Raw genomic sequence first — 18236 nt, 5'->3', positions numbered from 1 at the left:
GGAATCATTTGGTTTGTTTGGTACATCTTCAAAGATGAAGGACCTCATTATCAGTAGTTAAGAAATACAGGCTTAGCATATATAATCTTTTCTAAAAGCAGGGATTCGGTACTTTTGCGAAAAATCCTTTCCATGAGCACCTTTGAGCACCTAGACCTTTCCAATTCACTTATCCATGCATTGGAAGACCTGGGCTTTCAAGCGCCAACACCCATTCAGGATCAAGCCTATGCACCCATACGATCAGGAAAAGACCTGGTAGGCATCTCTCAAACAGGAACAGGGAAAACCTTTGCATATTTATTGCCACTCTTAAGAGACTTACAATACTCAAAAGAAATACCTCCAAGAGTGCTTATAATCGTCCCAACCAGAGAGCTGGTAGGTCAGGTAGTCAATCAAGTGGAATCATTAACCAATTACACGAATATCCGTGTTTTGGGCGTTCATGGAGGAAAAAACATCAATACACAGAAACCAGGTGTGGTGGCTGGAATGGACGTATTAGTTGGTACACCTAGACGGGTGTATGACCTGGTGCTCCATAAATCGCTTTCACTTAAAAGTGTTAAGAAAGTGGTGATCGACGAAGTAGATGTGATGCTGGACTTAGGTTTCCGTTTTCAGCTGACCAACATTTTTGATATGCTGCCTAAGAAACGTCAGCATATTATGTTCTCCGCCACTATGACAGAAGAAGTGGATGAGCTGATCGATGATTATTTCAATCAGCCAGAGAAAATCACCATTGCACTGAGTGGAACGCCACTGGAGAATATCAAACAGATTGCATATAAAGCACCCAATTTCTACACGAAAGTGGAGCTACTCAAGCATTTGTTAAGTTCCGCCAATGCTTACCCAAAGGTTCTGGTTTTTGTTTCCAGTAAGCGAAATGCAGACCGATTGTATGAAGAAATGGAGGAAGGGTACGAAAAGGACCTGTGCATCATTCATAGCAACAAGAGTCAGAATTACCGATTACGATCGCTGGAGGCGTTCAACAGTGGCAAGAAACGAATCCTGGTTGCTACAGACGTAATTGCAAGAGGATTAGATATTGAAGATGTAAGCCATGTGGTGAGTATGGATGTGCCCATTTATCCGGAGAACTACATGCACCGCATCGGGCGGACAGGTCGTGCAGAGAAGGAAGGCACAGCTATATTACTGTATACACCAAAAGAAGAAGAACATAAAGCAGCGATTGAGCAACTGATGAAACTCGGAATTGCTGAAGAAGCATTTCCAGCAGAGGTCGAACGATCTAACGAGTTGCTACCTGAAGAACGGCCAAAGGATAAGCAGAAAGAACTATCACACAAGCTTGGTTCGAAAGCGCCAAAGGGAGAATCCACCCACGAAAAGAAAGACAAAAACAAGAAGGTCAATCTTGGAGGATCATACCGGCGTAAATTGGCTAAGAAGTATAAAAAACCACTGACACGTGGTGATAAGAATCAGAATCGGAGAAAGAAATAGTGCCAGCCACTCAGGATACTAATATTTTAGCAGAAACATATAAAGTGGTATGAGACTGGTATTCATTCATGGATTTGGTGAGACCAAAGCAGTATTCGATCATATAGCTGATCAATTGCCTGGAGAGCATGTTTTTGTGGATTTATGGCAATCATTAGGCGAGGGTAAACGCCCTAACCTGAATGTGATCGATTTCTGTAAAGAGCTCATTAAAAGGCATGATATTCGAGAGAGTGATATCGTTATCGGTCATTCATTGGGAGGGAAGATTTCACATCATATCAAGCACCTCCAGAACAACAGGATAATTCAGATAGCCAGCTGGACAGACCAACAGAAAGTCAATTTTCCTGTAAAGAGTGAAAAACTATTGCTATGGCTGGCACGAAATGGATTCTTATTCAATAAAGCATCAAAGAAGTTTTTGCTTAAGAGCTATAATCGACCAGAAACACTGCCTTATTATGAAGAAGCGTTTGATCGACTGATTGAAGCACATAAACACTGTTCTGTGAATCAGTTAAGACTTTTACTAGCGCCCATTTCCAAAGAAATAGTGTTGAAGCCTGACCTTCGTATTCATGCCAAAAGAGACAACATTATCCGATATCCGAACGAATCTTTCGTTGAAGTTCCGGGGGATCATTTCTGTTTGCTTACACATCCTGAGGAAGTGAGCGACGCAATCAAGAGCATTTTATAATGCTTTGACATAATATGTTAATACGTGACCTTTAATTGGTCCAAATCCTTTAAAATTTCATCTCGAAGTTGAATAATCTCTTGTAGGGAATCCTTAGGGACATGAAAAGTGAATCGAATCAATCGAATGAAGCGGTTCATACTTCTCCAAAAATAAAGGGTAACAAAACCTGAAATTGCAAGCAGCAATAGGAATCCGATGCTATGCAGCCAATAATCACTAATAAAATGCTGAAAAAGCAGCAGATAAACGGTATAAAACAAAGGAAAGAGGACAATTCCACCTACTAATAAAACGGACGATCGATATTCGATATCGACGTTTAAGGCCTTATAAATCTTGCCAGGAAGCACGTATGGGAGGTAATTGGTCAATAGACCAAGTAAGTAGAAGGGAAGCAATAGAGTAAAAAGTAGGAGGTAACCAGGGTAGATTAACGGAATGACTTTTCTCTGGAATTTTTCAGCGACGAACCCAGCGGTAATGCTGTATTGGTCCAGTGTTGCGTAGAATTTCTGTAGTTTATGTTTAAGGTCATTATACAGTTCCTGTTTTTGTTCGTGGAGATGCTGCAGCGACCTGGAAAGTGCGCTTCGAAGTTTTAGCGACAAAGATGGATTGGCATACAAATGAGCATCCGGCTTCAGATACGTGGTATAAAATTGATGGGCCTGAATGAGAAATCCTTCCTGATCTTTATCTGTGGTAGTGGGAATCTTTGAAGCCAGCGAATCACTGATTACCTGGGTAAGTGCTACAATGCCATCTTTTTCTTCTTTTTCATATGCTGACTTAAAATCCGCTACAGAAATAGGATTACCCACGTGAACAGAGACCACCGTGCGGAATTGCAGCGAATCGGCATAATCAAGGCTGATGGGTATGATTCTTAAGTTACCCTGATACTGTTTGGCTTGCTCATAGCTCAGTGCAATTCTGGCAGTACCTGTTTTGATTTCTCTCAGTTTCAGCTCATAGAAACTCGTACCTTCAGGAAACACCATGAGTGTTCCGCCCGATTCCAGGTACTGATGGCATTCTGCGAATGCGGCACGGTTGTCGGATTTTTGTCCCGGTTTGAGGTCTTGCTGGCGGTAGATAGGGATCACATGAAAATATCGAAAGATGGCGTTGACCCATTTGTTAATAAATATGCTGGCGTTACCCAGAAATCCTACACGTTGCTTGGTGAATCTGGCGATGATCAGAGGATCGATGAGGGTGTTGGGATGATTCACTGCAATCATGAGCGGACCATCTGTTGGGATTTTGTCCCGACCTGTAACAATGATTTTCTTGTAGAACAAGAAGAATGAAAACTTAAGGATCAATTTTACCAGGCGATAGATCACAGACTGATGATTGTTTTTACGCAAAAGAACATCCGTAAATTAAAACTGTTTTGGTTAGCAAATGATCACGAAATAAGAAGAGCTATTGACTGATCCGTTTACCAAAAATGTACGATCCGGCAAGTATTACCAAGGCTACAGCTGCAGCAGGCCATTGACTGTCGCCAACCATTAAATGACTGATAAGTGCGATGGCAAATTCAACTGCCAATCCTAAATAGGCCAGCTGCTTGAGCAACGCGGATTTGTTACTTACGATAGCAATGACAGCCAAAATTTTAGCAACTCCTAAAGGTGCAATCAGCCAAAGAGGAAAACCCAAACTTTCGAAGACGGGGACAATGGTATCCTGCATGAATACAAAAAGCACACCTTGCAGGAGCATCCATAAACTGATCAATATGGTGAACGTCCAGTATAATATCTTGTTGGTTTTCATGACTTAGGAGGTTAGGGTTAATTATCTAATGTACGGTCATTCAATCAAATTTAAGACAAGAGAATCAGCTTTTATGATCTCTTGCTCATAATATGCCATGTCTTCCATGACTGAAATGATTCCAGATTCACCTTTGTAGATCATTTCAATGGCTTTGTTACTGGTCTCTAAATATTGATTGTTAAGGTTATAACATTTATTGAGGACATCTACCAGTTCGAGATCCATTTCAACCAACATACCGGTGGCCTGTGCAATCTCCCATGAACGATTGCTAACATCGGCCGTGCGAAGCTGTAAGTTTGAAACCCCGAACAGCTTAATTGTATCATTCTCAACCAGCAGTCTCAGATTCTGATCATTGAGGGTGAGAATGCGTTCGTTACCGTTTCGTAAGAGCTCCAGTCGGGTCACGGCTGTGGATTGCATGAATGGGACTGTTTCTTTTAGAAATTGCTCGAAAGCTGTATCATCATTAACATCAACGGGAAATTCTGAAGCAGGTATAGCCATAATCAGGTGACGACCTTCATACAGTTCTTTGATCAATGCCTTATGATAGGCGAGTGCATCAGAAACTTCTTTCGTATTACTATTCATTTCTGTACGAATGGTTTGCTTAACGCGATCCAATGTCCGGGAGGTAGCCACATTTTCACGCCAGCTGTTTAGCATCAAAGCAATCAGAACACCCGTCACTACGGATAAGAATTCCAGGAAGAGTTGCTGTTTGTTAATTGTGGATTTAGCCATAAACCCAAAAATAGGGCACTTTTTTAAATTAGTAACTTAACATAATATAAATTATATAACAAAGCTGTTATTATTACTGCTGCGCTGTTTGGCGAAAATCTGTCAGCTTAGATTATATAATGATATTATGTTAACCAGCAAAGCTGGACGTTCACGTGTACGTTTTTGATTGACGATTTTTTTTGGTGCAGTGCTTCTAGCAAGGTTGTTATATAATTAGACGTTATATTAAATAGCCGCTCGGCCAGCGCACATTCCATCGCTCGGCCGTTCCCTGACCAAACGGCCATTAATAGTTTTTCCCACCCGCTTTCAGGCTCTGGCCTGATAACCAACCCAAATGCAAGAGAATCTCAGGCAAAGCTTGTCGTTCAAAATTTCACTATTCGGGTAATTGTTCAGATTGTTTTCAAATACGCCATTCTCAGCCATTAGGATTTTGCATGTGATACACTTGCAGGCCAACGCTTTGTTTTGGCACAGCTTGCCATGCGTCTGTCATCCTGAGTTTATCGAAGGATCTCGCAGACGCTTATAGCAGAATTACAATAGCTCACAGGTCATCTTCCTTCATCTGTGTTCGCTTAATCGCTCAAGCCGCTGGGCTCATACTTTTTCATTGATAAAAAGTATGCAAAAATCTAGGCAAAATAATCACTCCCAACACACGACCAACCGCACCCTCGGTATTTTGCCCTGCCCACCCGCCTTTATGAATAATTCTTAGATAATTTATCGCTAAATAATGTTGACTTTAAGTAACATTTTTCTCATCTTTGAAAAGACTTATGGAGAATATTAATGAGTTAAGAAATGAGTTGTTACCAGAGATCAAACTTAAGTTTGAAAACAAAATCAAGAGCAAATCTGAGCTACTAGCCGAAATTAAAAACTCCTTGTTTTATTCATATTATGAGACAAGTGATATTGATCAAGATCAGTTAATACAATTTGCTTTTAATTCATTTTATACTAAGGAAGTTCTTAATAAAACAGAAACTAATGTTGATACATTAGAGCGATATACTCAAATCTCCAAGGTAGTTGAAGATTGTTACTATAAATTTCCAACCAAGGACAACCTTCTAAAAACTAAAAATTGGTTATCTGTTTCTAAGGAGTTTGGCACTTTCTTTACGCCAATCTCAATTTCAAGGGTCATGGCGAAAAAGGTCGTTGACGATTCTATATCAAAGATCATTTTAGACCCATGTTGTGGAACTGGTAATTTACTTGCAGCCTGTCTTGAATATTCGTATGTCAATAATATCAGACTCAATAAGATTATTGGGATTGATATTGATCCATTATCAGCAAATACCTGTCAGAATTTGCTCAAATCGTTTGCTAAGCAACTGAATTTAGATTTGGAAATCGAAATTATTGTTGGAGATGCTGTTCAGATACTCAGTAAGCAAAATAGCCTCTTCAAAGAACATCCTCTTCCAGAGACATATTCAATTATCATTAATCCTCCTTACGGTAAAATAAAATTTGATTCTGACAAATTAAATAACTCTGAGACCGCAACCAATTACGGAAATCAGCATAAGTCTAAAAAAGATGAGTACAATAGGCAGTTAAGATACAAAATTCAAAAAGCACTAAATGGAAGCTTTAAAAGCAAGGGAAATATGGAGTGGTCATCCGTATTCTTAAATCTTTGTATTTCATCTTACAAGCAAAAAGAAAATATCGTTTTTATTGGTCCTTGCAGTTGGCTCAATAGCAAGACACAATCAGAAATCCGTAAATATGTAATTAAGAATAGGCTTTTAAGCTATTGTCATTTTATAAGTGAAACGCAGACAAAATTTGAAACAGTTAATCAACCACTGGCAATTTCACAGTTAAAGGGCAGTTCAAATCAAATAGTTATCGAAAACGACTTTAACGACAATTATATATTAGAGTACGCCAATTTGAAACTGCTTTCAGATTACGATTATGCCATCCCTAGATCAAAGCTAAGTGACATGGGATTATTCTTAAGAATTCAGAGTTTTGAAAAAATAAAGTCAAGTCAAATACAAAACTATCGAGGTGAATTGGATCAAAGCCTAAACAAATCAATACTTACAAATGAAGTTACAAAGCTAAAGGTTATTCGTGGTGAAAACGTTGGTAGATTCAAGGAACTAGATGTGCCTCAAGAGAGAAATTTTTATGCTGATCTTAATGAATATGAAAATCAAATTGCTAAAAAGCCAAAAGGAAAGCATAGCCAGCTTGAAAGATTAATTGGTAGACAATGTTCTTATATGAATCAAAGAAGGCGTCTAGTATTTAATATATTTCCTAAGGACATTGTAGTTGGAAACTCATGCAATTATTTAATAGTGCCTGCAGCTGAAAAATTCTACATCTTGGGACTTCTAAATAGCACATTCATGGATTGGTATTTCAGAGTTATGAATGGCAATAATCATGTTGCTAACTATGAAATTGATGATTTTCCACTTCCTAATTGCGATGAGGAACTTAAAAAGAAAATTTCCAAAGAAGTTAAATCACTAATAAAGAAGTTTAGACAATTGGAACCTACAGTTATAAATAATGAAAAATTTGAAGCATACCTTGATTTCTTAGTATTCAAAGCATACGATCTTTCTCCAAATGATATTGATTTGATTCTTAGCAATTATGATTCAGATTATGGAGTCTTGATTTCCAAATTTTTTGAAAGATGATATTGAATCACGACATACCTAAACTATCTGATTTAGATAAGGAAATAATATCTCATGTTCCTCCGGGAGGCAATTGGCAAGATATACCTGAAGATGTCCCCTCAAAGAGGCTTGAGCAAATTAGAGAAATGACTAAGGAAAGAGGTGTAGTAAGAACCACATACTACGGTAGATTATTAAAGACTCAACCTTCATATACAATATCAACTTATTACAATAGACCAGGAAATGGAACTCATATCCATCCTGATCACGATAGAACTTTAACCTCTCGGGAAGCCGCTAGATTACAATCCTTTCCTGATTCTTATAAATTTTATGGGAATGAGGGGAAGGTTAGAAAGCAGATTGGAAATGCAGTCCCACCGCTTTTATCACATGCTATTGGCAAAAAGCTTAAGGAAATTGAGGGGAATTCGACTATGGTTGATGTTTTCTGTGGAGCGGGTGGTTTAAGTCTAGGTCTAGAATGGTCAGGTTGGAATTCTTTAGTAGCAATTGATAACGATAAAGAGGCCCTTGAGACTTATAAGAATAATAGAAAAAATTCACCAGTCATACTGAATTCAGACCTTCAAATTAATTCAACCCTGGAGGCATGTGTTGAGGAAATTAGGAATCAGTTAAATGGAAGACAACTACATTTAATGGCGGGAGGTCCCCCATGCCAAGGATTCTCGCATGCAGGATTTAGGAAATCTGATGATATGCGAAATGACCTTGCTGTTAACTATTTAAGGTTTGCTGAATTACTAAAACCGAAAATATTTCTTCTTGAAAATGTAGAAGGATTATTAACTATGAAGAAAGGTGAAGTCATAAGAGATTTGTCAAAGTCGCTTGAAGAAATTGGATATCGGGTAAACTCGCCTGTTTGGAAATTGCACGCAGAACAATACGGTGTTCCACAGATGAGAAGAAGAGTTTTCCTAATTGGTATTCTTAATGACGAAAAAAAAATCACTCAACCTCCCCCACTTCTTAATCCCTGTTTAGGTAGAAGAAAAAAATCCAACCAACTAGTATTTAGTGAGAATCTAATGTCTCCAATTACCGTGGGTGAAGCGTTTCATAATTTGAGCACATCGTCTAATGGTCAGGAATGTTCTTCTGATTATTCAGAGTGGGTTTCTGGTAGAAAAGGATTATCTGACTTTCTAAATTCTAAAAGAATAACTGACAGACATAAGTTATAATTCTACTTCAAGATCTCCGATTTTATCCATTAATTCAATGAGTAACTCATACCTTAAACCATCTAATTCATTCATTTCAATTTCAGAAAATTCTGTTAATCTTCCTAAAGTTTCTTCTAACCCATTAAGATCCCCATCATGTTTAATTAGTTCACTCCAGTGAACTTCATTCTCAATATGATCAAAGCTTTCAATCGTGCTGATATAATTCTCAATTAAAGAATGATTGTTTTCATAATCTTTTCGTAACAATTTTCTGGAATCAACGCTTTTGGAATTGTATTCTTTGAGGGACTCTAAGGCAATCCTTAAACTTCTAGTAAATAGACTTTTTCTATTTGGAGTAATTTTTTTTCTGATTTCAAAACTTGAAAAGTTGAAATTACTATTATCCAAATCGGTAAAATGCACATCATGGTACGCAAATTGAGGTTTTATCAATGTACATAGAAATCTAATATTTCCTGTCTCCCAAAGTCTATACAGAATCCTAAAATAACAATCCTGTAGTGACCTCATTGAATTACTTAATTGCTTGGTATGGTCATCATTCATAACCCTAACCTTATTTTTATCCCAATGATTCCTAACTTGAAATGATGCCACAGAATCATTATTCGATTTTTCCCAATCTAAAAGCAATTCTGTATCATAGAAGGTGAATCTTCGGTTTTTAGCACTGTTATGTGTAGAACATAATGGCTTAAACAAAGCTAATTGTTTGAACCCACAAGAAAGTGGACCTATATGGTCAGGGCTTACTTGAATCTTTTCACTTCCATCAGGGCAGTCAAGACAATATCCTTCTCCAGCAGAATTATAGAGTGTGTCCGCAACCATCCAATTGCCTTCTGACCAAAATTCAAAAGTCCTTCTATCATGGTTATAAGATTTCATGTTATCATCAAATCTTCCTGGATCACTACTCTTTCTGCATTCAAAATGATAGTCGTGAAACCCATCTAACCTGTCAGGAGGATTTCCCATGTACCCAGGTGTCAACCAAGCCTTTGCATTGATGTGATTTGATTTTTCAAAAGCCTCCTTAGTCACCCCAAACTTGTTGAAATACTCATGTCTTTCAGGAAATTTTTTATAAATCAACTCTTCTATCACTTCTTGTGATAGGTGTTTTTTCATCTCTACGAGAGCCGCATCTATTGGCTGCCATTTAAAGAAATCACCCTCAGGACAAAGCTTAGCAATTGCATTATAAAACCTTGAGTTGAGATAAAAATATCCTACATTCCAATCCTCACCACATAACCTACATGCTCTATATCCTGTAGGGTTAATTTTACGGGCTGTTATTGTAAATCTTTCATTTTCATTACCTTTTCCAGGCAGACCTAACGAGTCTGCCTTAGCGGCCCACCATTTCCATCGAGCCTTATAATATTCGTAAAATGAAGTTGACTTACCACTACTGACCTGCCAATTGATTCGGCCATTGGATATTGCATTTGGCATATCTTTGAATGAGTCACTTTTTACAACCGACTCCATATATGCTATATAATTCGGATGAGCTTCAAACTTACCCCTACCATACTTTGCCATTACAGAAACTTTTCATTATTAAAAAAATCTTTCAAACTCATTTCAAGGGCTTTAGAAATTTTCTCAATATTTACAATAGAAATGTTCCTTTGACCATTTTCTACACTAGCGATATAGCTTCTATCTAAGTCAGATTTAAAAGAAAAGTCTTTTTGAGATATACTTTTCGTTTCTCTCAGTTCTCTTATTCTTTGACCTATTTTATACTGAATTTCCATGATCATAAAGATCAGGTTATGTAGACTATAAGACAAAGACTATAAGTAACACTTCTGTAGAATCGCACACATTTGCCATTCGCACCACCCTCTCTCCTACCAAAAATGTCAAAAGAGTGCTCGTTACTGCTAAGAAATGAAGTGATTGCCTTTTATTGACGAATTGGCCTTTGCCCTAAACTATTAATGCTAACCCTGCACCGAAGCTATATTAACATAACGCAGTACATTATATAACAAAACTACGTATTACTGTAATACGAGCTATTGGCGAGTATTTATACATAAGATCAGATATATAACTGTGTTCTGGCTGTGTGTGTTGGTTCAAGTTATATATCGGCAAAGATCTTATGTTAAAGCAATTCGTAGAGTTCTCAGAAATGTTTTGTTAGATATAATTCATATTATATTAACCAGCAAAGCTGGGAATTTGTGCGTGTACGAATCTGAGGTTCAAAGAACTCTCTTAGCCACTATCGAAGCTTGTTACATAATTTGCCGTTATTTTAAATAGCCGCTCGGCCAGCGCGCGATCCAACCGCGCACCCGTGCCCTGGCCGATCGCCTATTAATAGTTTTTCCCACCCGCTTGTGAGCTAAGGCTCACTGACCAGCCCTAAGCAAGAGAATCTCAGGAAAAGCATGTCGTTCAAAATTTCGTTATTCGAGGAATTGTTCAATTCGTTTTCAAACCTGCCTGCCGGCAGGCAGGTACGCCACTCACAGCGATTAGGATTTTGCCTGTGATACACTTGCAGGCCAACGCTCTGTTTGGCTCACCGCACAAGCCATCAAGTAGCACGTCATTGCGAGGAACCTTTCCCGAATCTTCGGGATTGGTGACGTGGCAATCTTCTTGATACTGGTGTGTAGCTCACGGGAAATCAATCTTTTATCTGTGTTCGCTTTGTCGCTCAAGCCGCTGGGCTTTTACTTTTTTCATTGATAAAAAAGTAAACAAAAAATCTAGGCAAAATAATCACTCCCAACACACAGCCAACCACACCCTCGGTATTTTGCCTTGCCCCCCGCCAGGACGTAGACAAGGTCTTATTTAACATAATGAGGTTGATATTTAGTGAAATGTTGGTTGTATTGCTATTTAATTAAATCTTCTAAAGTAATAAAACCTTAGACAGACATTACTTTGTCAAAGCGTGTTTAACAAATCCATAAATTTTCCCTTCATTTCGTTTGGATTTATTCATATTTTGGATGAATTCTACTTTTGCGTTGATTGAGTTTTTATAACCCGCAGCAAATTTAAAGGTGGCATTGTAATTGATAGAATCGAGGGAATTGTTTACGATGTTGAAGTTAACAGCCGGCTCAAATGATAAAACATCGATTTCACTACCAACGACTTTGGCTTTGTTATATTTAAAAGAAAATCCAATGGAGTTCAATGTTTCCTGAGTAGGCCCTTTTCCATATTTATATTGACTGCTTACTTCTGTATTTCCCGAAACTTTGTAGGTTGCCTTGGCTGTCGCTGCATTTATTTTCTTCATTCCATAGTTGTAGTTGATACTACCGTCTGCACTGAAGTCTCCTTTTTGTATAGAAACTTCAAGGCCCGCATCAGCCATGTTTTTCTTTTTCAGATTGTAATCTGCCTTTAATTTGGCTGAGTAAAGAAACTCATTCGGATTTGGCTTTTTATTTTTTGGGTTTTGGTTAATGGACAGTCCTGTAGAAATTTTCAAGTCAGATTTGCTTTTTATGAGCTGTTTGGTCTCTTTGGAAAAAGTACTGACTGTTTCATGTACCAATTTACCATCGAGTGCTGCGTTGAGCGACTTGGATTCATTAAGGTTTTTCGTATAGTTTAATCCCAATTTATTGGTAGTGACTTTGTCTATTGTTTTGGCGTCTTCCAGCTTTTTTGCTTCGTGTGTAGCGTTAGGATCTGGAGGCTTATTCATATCGGCACTCGATTGGTAGAAATTGAAGGCATCGGTGGCGCTTTTAATTTCCTTTCCTTCAAGGTCCAGTCCAGCCCCCTGATTGAGTTCATAAGTAAGTCCCGTCTTATCATTTTCAAATACTTTGAAGCTCTTGGAGTAGGAAACGTCCGCTTTTATATTCGCCAATCTCCATTTGGAAGGTTCGTTATCTTCAAAGTCAAAAATTACTTTGCCTTTAAAATGATTGTCTTCCAGTTTGGTCTTTTCTTTGTCCCCTACTTTATCATTTTTTTTCTTTTCCTCAGCAGGGAGCCATTTAATAATATGTCTAAGTAAGGTTAGATCAAGTTCTATGCGGGAAAACAGTTTGCCAGTCAATTCATTTCTTAATCGCTCTATACTAAAACCCAGTTTGTCTAGCTTAACCTTAGAGAATTGTTTAATCTCCAGTAATTCTGGTTTCGTTCCAACAATTACAAATAATGAATATAATGCCAAAACAGTACTCACTCCCAAAGTCGTATCTATCCAGTCATTCCCTTTTTTATACCATCCACTTTCCCATCTAGACTTAAATTCTTTGCCATGATCCTTCGCTTTATCTGTCAGATACGTAATGATAAATTCGATAATTTCATTCTCGGCTTTTAGGAAATCTATAGCGTTTTTCCCTGTATAAATACCACTACCATCAATTTTTTTTTGTGAAAAAACATGTTCCAAAAATTTTAGCCCATCGACGAGTCCAACAGAAGGTTTTTCTACAGTAAATTCAGATTCTTTTAAGGTAGTTTTCAATTTCTCACGTAATTTGGGATCATTACAATTGACAACAGCATAGTGAGAGCTGAGAACGGACTCATCAAATTTTGTCTTGATTGGTTCCTTTCCGTCCTCGATTGGAAACGTTTCATTTGTGATCAGTGAAATGAAGTTCTTTTCCCTAGGCAATTCAGGTATTTTTTCTCTAAACTCAGCAATTTTTTCTTTAAGAGCCGTCAACTTTGCTGCTTTTCCCTCTTCGTCCTCCGGTAGTTTGATATAAATTTTATTATTCACTTCCATATCAATCAACCGATCTCTTTCGGTCATTGCATCTTTAAATACACGCTTGAAAAACAGCGATTGAAAATTGAAATTTGCACGAGGGTCAGCATGCCGGAATTTATAGTCTGACTCATCCATTTCCTTATTAAACCTTTTAGTAAATTCTAGAAAATCTCTATCTGCGGTACTTTTTTCAACTGCCTCTTCGTCTTTTAATCTAGCTCCCCCATCCAGTACCCAAAGTCCGTTTCTTTTAAGGTTTAATTTACTGGCTTCAAGATCTACGTAATATTGATCCCCAACTTTGTTGTATATAAATCCGTCATTAAACTGGTAGGTTTCTAAGCTCTTGGAACTTTTCAAGCTTTTTTCCAAGGATTGAATTTTTTTTGGAGTTTCAATTAGTAGCTTATTTCTATTATCCTCCCATTTTTTGTATTCATCATTCGATGAATCTGTAGGTTCATCGGGAATCCCCGTCTTTTTGCTTTTATTCGTGTTGTCCAAAGTATCTACCACATTGTAGCCATCCAGCTTGCCTTTTGGCTTTATCAGCTGTTGTTTACCTTCCTTGGCGTAGTAATATTTTTTTTCAGCCATGAATAAATTGTATAGAGATCAACCTTTTATGACAACATTATCAACCAGTCAAATTCTAATTTTCATCAGTCGATCCTTCAGCTTGTTTCTCAAGATCCTTCAAGGAGTCTGCGCTTTGTCCCAGCGATAAGGTGCTTACATTAGACAAATTCGGAAAATAAATACCGGCTTTGGTTTGCTCTTGCAAATGCTCCAAACCGGCTTTTTGAGAGGCAGTTTCCAGATCTCTTCTTTCTTCCAGATATTGTTCTGTACTCGGTCTTTCACCGATTTCAGATTCAAGATAATGTGCTCCGATGTTTACCGTTTTATAACTTTTCTCACTTAACTCGACATTGTCGAATACGAATGGAGCTTTTTGTAATTGTTTTAATGCTGAAGACAATCGATCTAACAATGTGTCCAAGAATTCCTTACTATCTACTTCTCCTGAAAAATTCAGATCATCCAAAATTCCCGGATCCAATGTGTAGTGCGACTTCAATTTGACCGCACCATTTCCATTAGCTACTTCACCTTGCCATTGGGCATATCGCTTAAATACCTGTCTTGCGACCATAGCTGCCAGCAATGTAGAATGTTTATTATCTGGATCCAGATTAGGATAAATTTTACCGAATTCTTCTAATTCAAACACCCGGATATCCGACATTTCAGATCCATCTATGATTTCAATTCCGGGATCAAGTATAATTTTTACGTCCACCAATTTGGTAGTTATCTCATATATATTTTGCAGCTGGAAGAAATTGTAGTTAATGGTTCTGCCAACGTTAGGATTTTCAATTTTTATTACCTCCTTTCGGGAGCTGGTTTCTTCCAATTCGTAGGAAGTAGAGCTGGTTATTTCCAATTTGTTTTCCTGCGATGTTTCTGAAGCAACTTTATCAATTATGTTGGTGATATTTTTCTTAAGTACTTCGGAACTTTGATTGGTGGCTTTTTGAGTCTCGGTATTTTGGCTTTTTTCAAATACGCTACTTCTGGTATTCGTGTCTTTATCTCTATTGTCGTAGCCTGCACCACCACCTAATATTTTTAATCCAGGCAATGAAGAAAGACCGAGGTTGAATCCACTGTCCTCGATTTCTGTTTCATTGCTTGTGTTGGAGTTTTTCGTTATATCCTTCTTTTTAGTTTCATCTATTGTAGATTCCTTTTGTGTATCGGAAAATTCATCTTTAATATTTTCTTCGAATGAAGAAGAAGATTTACTAGCCGAGACTGAAGATGTAGTTGTTGATTCATCTGTTTTAATATTCTTTTTAGTGCTTTTTTCAATAATCAGTTCCTTTGACTCCCCTGGGAAAAGATTGAAAGAATGACTCAACTCACCCATTCCATAACCGTTCCAGGTAATTTCTATTTGGTAGGTCTCTGCAAATTTGATGATAGGTAATGTAATATGAGTAGAAGCGGAAGGTTTAGGGTTCGTAATAGCACTAACAATCTCTTTTGAAATATTTCCGCTTTTATCAAAATCAGGAACAACTGCTAGTATTTCTCTTGAATCATAAGCTGATGATTCAGTAAATTCTTTTAGACTTTGTCCTTCCTGGTTATAAAATCCATCACTTTGAAAATCAAAAAAGTATGTTTTATAGTCGATAGCATTATTTTCATCGCCTGATAAATTGATCAACAAATCTGCCAACGGGTCTACGTCAGGGTTGATAATATTGGTGGTCACATTCTTGACGTTCAGGGCTTCAGGATTATTCCAATAGGAAAGGAAAGTTTTTCGCTCTGATTGCAGACCCAACTCATTCAATGCGCTTTTCGCACTTTCTTTTACCTGGATTTCGTTGTTTAGCTTCCCAGTTTCACTTACAATATGTGCTATTTGCTGGCTTTTAGAAGCCATATAATAATTACAGACCTCAACTGCATCTCTAAAGAAATTTCCGATATTTCTATCTCCTCCCCAACCGTAAGTAAATATTGTATACGGTCCTTCTCCTTGCCTGTTAATACGACCAGATATGGGATCTACTTGCCATTTATTTTGTGATGTTGACGTAAAATATCTATGATAAAAGACCTCCGCATCGGGATAATAAAGTCCTGCAAAATAGGTCAACCCATTGTTAGCTCGTCCGACTATTATTTGCAGCTGGCTTAATTTTTTAGTGTATTTATTCGGGCTCCATCTGAGATCATTATAATTAACATAAGCTGGATGCTCAACACCTGTTTTTGTGGCATTCAGATTTAACCAATTAACAAATTTCATAGAATCTGCTATTCCTTTTATATTTCCTGGATAGGTATGACCATTCAATTGGTCAGGAAAATCATTTGCATAATAATCGGTTGGATGTTTTAGCATTTCATCGATCAAAAGAGTTTTGTCAGCCTGCCATGCATTTTTCTCTGTTTGTAAGGAAGTTGTAGAGCCCAGCGCACTAATTTGCCCACGAAGTGAACCAAGTTCTGAAGTTATCGCGGTAATCTTACTTTGAATTCTCAAATTGCCGGCAAAGTCTTTCAGCTGATTGATTTGTTCTTCAAACTTTATCTTCTGGTTGTTGGTGAGCACACTGCTGTCCAGTAATTTTTTCCTCAACTTGGTTTCGAGCTTGCCCCATTCCTGATCATTGGTATAGTCCATCTCGTAAGGCACCGGAACGGGCGTGAAACTTTTGACCGTGGGTTGACCTCCTATAATATGGAAACTATAACCTTTATTCAGTATTGATTCTGGTGTTTTATCTTCAATAATAGTAAATCCATTGGTACGGATCTCTCTCAATAATAAGACCTTATGTTCCCTTACTTCATTGAGCCGTTGTAGTGCAGACAAATATTTTTCCCTTGATTCATTGATTAGCCCTGTAATGGCTAAAAATTCCGTCTCTTCTGAAATTTGGCTGAGTTGATTTTCCAGTTCACCAATTTTATTGCTAAAGACGTTTACATCTACCTCAAGAAATTTTTCAACATCTGTGATTTTTTTGTAATCCCTGTACCAACGCCTTGGCCTAAAATCCAGTTTGTAAACATTACTCTCTACGTTGGAAAGTAATCCTGTAATACTTGGCGTATTGAGTTGTTCGTTTTTATAAAGTCGCTCGTAAAATGAATCTAAAGGCACCGTATAAATTTCTGAAAAGTCTACAAGTGTTTTAGATTTGGGTGGTTTAAGTTTTAGATATGGAAGTATCCTGTAGTCTTCGATATTGGTTGGATCGGTAGAGATTTTTTCGATTGGACTAGCTATGGGCTTATTCAATCCCTGACCATTCGTTGACTGGGTGAGAGCTTTAATATCAAAATGACCTTCATGAAGATTTTGGTAGATAGCATTGGTCTTGCCCTGCGAGTACAAGCCAAATTTTAGACCATCTCCCAACAATAGTTTGTCGTTTTGATAAACATCCTGATTATCCATTAGAAAACGAGTGTGCTTTCCCACCTCTCCAACTATTCTCAAATTTGAATTAGGTTTTGCTTCAAAGTCAAATCGATCCCTATTAATGACACGAGCCCGTCCATTAGTAATATGAGATATCACTAGCTCAAATCCCCTGTAACTCGAGGTGTGCTGATCGATATAGAACAGATCAAAGTTGGCTTTGTCTATAAAATTAAACACTAGTCCAAACTGACCTGTAGATCCGACAAGTCCTATAAGATTGAGGGAATTACTTTTCAGCCCCTTATTGTAAAGAAACATCGTGCCGGATCCAATTTTACGCGAACCTGTCTCATTTACCTGTCGGATAACATTCTTCTTAGTTTTGATCCATCTTCCTTTAACATCAGAGAGATCAATTTTTTTCCAATTTTTTATACCATTTGAAACAATTAAATCCACAGAAGGTGAAACTAATTTTTGAGTGAGTTTTGGTGAGTCCATAATGTGAGTAGTTTGCTGGTAAGTAATTTACGAATTAAATAGCTGACATTACTGTATACTAATTCATAGTTGAGAATTTCATTTTAATTGTTTTTCTCTCGAAATACAGAAAAGATTTGTATGCTTAATTTAGTTGAGAAATTACAGCGATTTTTATGATTCGCACACATTTTCAGCCACTCTTCCCTTACTTAACCAAAGCTTCAAAATAGTGCTCCGCTCCCACAATAAATTGACATGTCTACATCTTAGAACGAAAGCCTTCCCTAACTATTAATGCCTACCCAGAACCAAAGCTATATTAACATAACGCAGGCCATTATATAACAAAGCTGTTATTTATTACTGCTGTAGCTTTTGACGATTATTGTACCGCTTGATTATATAATAATGTTATGCTAAATAGCTATGAACGATTGAGCATCGT

11 protein-coding genes are annotated in these 18236 nt (G+C 37.5%); 4 read left to right on the top strand and 7 right to left on the bottom strand.

Going from position 1 to position 18236, the window contains the following annotated elements; all coding sequences use genetic code 11:
* Positions 1-132 precede the first annotated feature (132 nt).
* Complete coding sequence (locus tag ACOMC3_RS08010; protein ID WP_420319015.1) at positions 133-1482, top strand: DEAD/DEAH box helicase; 1350 nt, start codon at positions 133-135, stop codon at positions 1480-1482.
* A gap of 49 nt (positions 1483-1531) precedes the next feature.
* The gene (locus ACOMC3_RS08005) at positions 1532-2185 is read left to right on the top strand and encodes an alpha/beta fold hydrolase (RefSeq protein WP_420319014.1); all 654 of its coding nucleotides are present in this window, start codon (positions 1532-1534) and stop codon (positions 2183-2185) included.
* A 17-nt stretch (positions 2186-2202) separates the two neighbouring features.
* On the opposite strand, the gene ACOMC3_RS08000 is transcribed toward ACOMC3_RS08005, so the two are convergent.
* The 3 genes from ACOMC3_RS08000 to ACOMC3_RS07990 all read right to left on the bottom strand — a co-directional run bounded on the left by ACOMC3_RS08000 (position 2203) and on the right by ACOMC3_RS07990 (position 4729).
* On the bottom strand, positions 2203-3537 hold the full coding sequence (locus ACOMC3_RS08000; RefSeq protein ID WP_420319013.1) for a 1-acyl-sn-glycerol-3-phosphate acyltransferase: 1335 nt from the start codon (positions 3535-3537) through the stop codon (positions 2203-2205).
* Positions 3538-3619: 82 nt separating this feature from the next.
* Positions 3620-3976, bottom strand: a complete 357-nt coding sequence (locus ACOMC3_RS07995; RefSeq protein ID WP_420319012.1) for a DoxX family protein — start codon at positions 3974-3976, stop codon at positions 3620-3622.
* A 36-nt stretch (positions 3977-4012) separates the two neighbouring features.
* Positions 4013-4729 (bottom strand): hypothetical protein, encoded by a 717-nt coding sequence (locus tag ACOMC3_RS07990; protein WP_420319011.1) that lies wholly within the window; start codon positions 4727-4729, stop codon positions 4013-4015.
* A 788-nt stretch (positions 4730-5517) separates the two neighbouring features.
* On the opposite strand from ACOMC3_RS07990, the gene ACOMC3_RS07985 reads away from it, so the two are divergent.
* Positions 5518-7419: an N-6 DNA methylase gene (locus ACOMC3_RS07985; protein WP_420319010.1), complete on the top strand. Its 1902-nt coding sequence runs from the start codon at positions 5518-5520 to the stop codon at positions 7417-7419.
* On the top strand, positions 7416-8615 hold the full coding sequence (gene dcm / locus ACOMC3_RS07980) for a DNA (cytosine-5-)-methyltransferase (protein WP_420319009.1): 1200 nt from the start codon (positions 7416-7418) through the stop codon (positions 8613-8615). Before ACOMC3_RS07985 ends, dcm begins: the two co-directional genes overlap by 4 nt.
* Here the strand turns inward: dcm and ACOMC3_RS07975 are convergent.
* The 4 genes from ACOMC3_RS07975 to ACOMC3_RS07960 form a co-directional block, all read right to left on the bottom strand.
* Positions 8610-10175 (bottom strand): Alw26I/Eco31I/Esp3I family type II restriction endonuclease, encoded by a 1566-nt coding sequence (locus tag ACOMC3_RS07975; RefSeq protein ID WP_420319008.1) that lies wholly within the window; start codon positions 10173-10175, stop codon positions 8610-8612. The genes dcm and ACOMC3_RS07975 overlap by 6 nt on opposite strands.
* The gene (locus tag ACOMC3_RS07970) at positions 10175-10393 is read right to left on the bottom strand and encodes a helix-turn-helix domain-containing protein (RefSeq protein ID WP_420319007.1); all 219 of its coding nucleotides are present in this window, start codon (positions 10391-10393) and stop codon (positions 10175-10177) included. Before ACOMC3_RS07970 ends, ACOMC3_RS07975 begins: the two co-directional genes overlap by 1 nt.
* Before the next feature lie 1145 nt (positions 10394-11538).
* Positions 11539-13950 (bottom strand): hypothetical protein, encoded by a 2412-nt coding sequence (locus tag ACOMC3_RS07965; RefSeq protein ID WP_420319006.1) that lies wholly within the window; start codon positions 13948-13950, stop codon positions 11539-11541.
* 55 nt (positions 13951-14005) lie between these two features.
* Positions 14006-17809: a hypothetical protein gene (locus ACOMC3_RS07960; protein ID WP_420319005.1), complete on the bottom strand. Its 3804-nt coding sequence runs from the start codon at positions 17807-17809 to the stop codon at positions 14006-14008.
* Positions 17810-18236: the final 427 nt, after the last annotated feature.

This window comes from Ekhidna sp. (assembly GCF_965212185.1).
In the GTDB taxonomy this organism is placed as follows: Bacteria; Bacteroidota; Bacteroidia; order Cytophagales; family Cyclobacteriaceae; genus Ekhidna.
This window is presented reverse-complemented; position numbering and strand designations above follow the sequence as displayed.

Excerpts from the sequence above, each read along its gene's own strand:
- dcm (WP_420319009.1), top strand. The coding sequence starts at position 7,416 with ATGATATTGAATCACGACATACCTAAACTATCTGATTTAGATAAGGAA.
- ACOMC3_RS08010 (WP_420319015.1), top strand. The coding sequence starts at position 133 with ATGAGCACCTTTGAGCACCTAGACCTTTCCAATTCACTTATCCATGCA.
- ACOMC3_RS07960 (WP_420319005.1), bottom strand. The coding sequence starts at position 17,809 with ATGGACTCACCAAAACTCACTCAAAAATTAGTTTCACCTTCTGTGGAT.
- ACOMC3_RS07995 (WP_420319012.1), bottom strand. The coding sequence starts at position 3,976 with ATGAAAACCAACAAGATATTATACTGGACGTTCACCATATTGATCAGT.
- ACOMC3_RS08005 (WP_420319014.1), top strand. The coding sequence starts at position 1,532 with ATGAGACTGGTATTCATTCATGGATTTGGTGAGACCAAAGCAGTATTC.
- ACOMC3_RS07975 (WP_420319008.1), bottom strand. The coding sequence starts at position 10,175 with ATGGCAAAGTATGGTAGGGGTAAGTTTGAAGCTCATCCGAATTATATA.
- ACOMC3_RS07990 (WP_420319011.1), bottom strand. The coding sequence starts at position 4,729 with ATGGCTAAATCCACAATTAACAAACAGCAACTCTTCCTGGAATTCTTA.
- ACOMC3_RS07970 (WP_420319007.1), bottom strand. The coding sequence starts at position 10,393 with ATGGAAATTCAGTATAAAATAGGTCAAAGAATAAGAGAACTGAGAGAA.
- ACOMC3_RS07985 (WP_420319010.1), top strand. The coding sequence starts at position 5,518 with ATGGAGAATATTAATGAGTTAAGAAATGAGTTGTTACCAGAGATCAAA.
- ACOMC3_RS07965 (WP_420319006.1), bottom strand. The coding sequence starts at position 13,950 with ATGGCTGAAAAAAAATATTACTACGCCAAGGAAGGTAAACAACAGCTG.